This is a genomic window from Aureivirga marina, from assembly GCF_015767265.1.
Lineage (GTDB): Bacteria > Bacteroidota > Bacteroidia > Flavobacteriales > Flavobacteriaceae > Aureivirga > Aureivirga marina.
Genome location: NZ_JADPIB010000019.1, coordinates 1 through 1,648 on the forward strand (window position 1 = coordinate 1; position 1,648 = coordinate 1,648).

Consider the following 1,648-nt stretch of genomic DNA (forward strand, 5'->3'; position numbering starts at 1 on the left):
AAATCTTGTAAGAACAACGCCACCAGAAGGAGTGAAACTTCGTGAGCAGCCATATAATTTAGAGACAACTTATAAATATAATTCTTTAAATCAATTAGTATGGCAAAGTACTCCAGATGGAGGAATTACAAAATTTGCTTATGATGGATTAGGAAGAATTATCGCTTCTCAAAATGCAAAACAAGCTTCAGAGAATAAATTTAGTTATTCACAATTTGATGGTTTAGGAAGAGTAATTGAGGCAGGACAGATGCAGCTTCATTCTAATTATTCTATTAATGATATTGGAAAATTAGTAAATGTATCTACAGGAGAGATTGTTGGAGAAAATGTGACAAGTTCTCAGATTGATATTTTATTGAATAACCCAGAAAATAACAATACAAAAGAAGAGGTTACTAAAACATTTTATAATGATCCAACAACAAATGGACTTGTTTCTTATTTAACACAAGAGAATTTAAGAAATAGGATTGGAGCAGTTGCTTATTATCCAAGTTTAAATGCTGGAGCAAACGTGAATGGTTATGATAATATTCTTTTCTATAGTTATGATATTCATGGAAGAGTGATAGAAATAGCAACATATATTAAGCATCAAGAGCTTATAGATAAAGGTCAAGCTTTAAAGAAATTAGAATATGAATATGATTTAATCAGTGGAAATGTTAAGCTAGTTACTTACCAAAAAGGTGAATTAGATCAGTTTATTCATAGATATGCATATGATGCGGATAATAGAATCGTAAATGTTCAAACTTCTAAAGATGGTGTAATTTGGGAACAAGATGCATCTTATGAATATTATGAACATGGTCCTTTAGCAAGAACCGTTCTTGGAGATAAAGAAGTACAAGGAATGGATTATGCTTATACACTACAAGGATGGCTTAAAGGAGTGAATAGTGAGTATTTAGATCCAAACAATGATATTGGAAAGGATGGATTAAAAAATACTTTCTTTGATTCTTCTACAGCAAAAGATGCCTTTGGTTATTCTTTAAGTTATTTTAGAGGGGATTATAAAGCTATCAATGGAGATACCAAAGATATTGGAGGTACTACAGTGACAAATGCTTTTAGTATGGAGCAGTTTGCATCTTCAAAAGATTTGTTTAATGGAAACATTAAAACAATGACAACTGGTCTTTTAGATCTAGATGGAAATTCTTTAGGAACTACAGTAAGTACTTATGAATATGATTTATTAGATAGAATCATCAGTTATAATGGTGCGAAATATACTTCTGAGAATTATGTTCCATTTGATGTTGAGCATCATTTCTTAGCAAGAACTAAATACAGATATGATAGAAATGGAAATTTAGAAGGATTGTTAAGATATAGTGGTGTTAAAGATGGTACATATCGATTAATGGATGATTTAAGGTATACTTATGCAGCTGATAGAAATCAATTAAAGCAAGTAAGAGATGCTGTGACAACAACAAGTGATATAGCATCTGATTTTGAAAACACACATGATTATACATATGATGCAATCGGACAATTAACATCGGATATTGCAGAGAATATAGAATTGATTGATTGGCGAGTTGACGGAAAAGTATCTGAAATTTCTAAGACAACAGGTCAGAAAATTAGATTTGGATATAGTCCTTTAGGAAATAGATTATATAAATCTAAT

The 1,648-nt window shown here is 30.6% G+C and carries 1 protein-coding gene; it reads left to right on the forward strand.

The window, feature by feature from the left end:
- On the forward strand, positions 1 to 1,648 hold a 1,648-nt coding region (locus I1A51_RS17580), incomplete at both ends, for an RHS repeat domain-containing protein (RefSeq protein WP_196896240.1).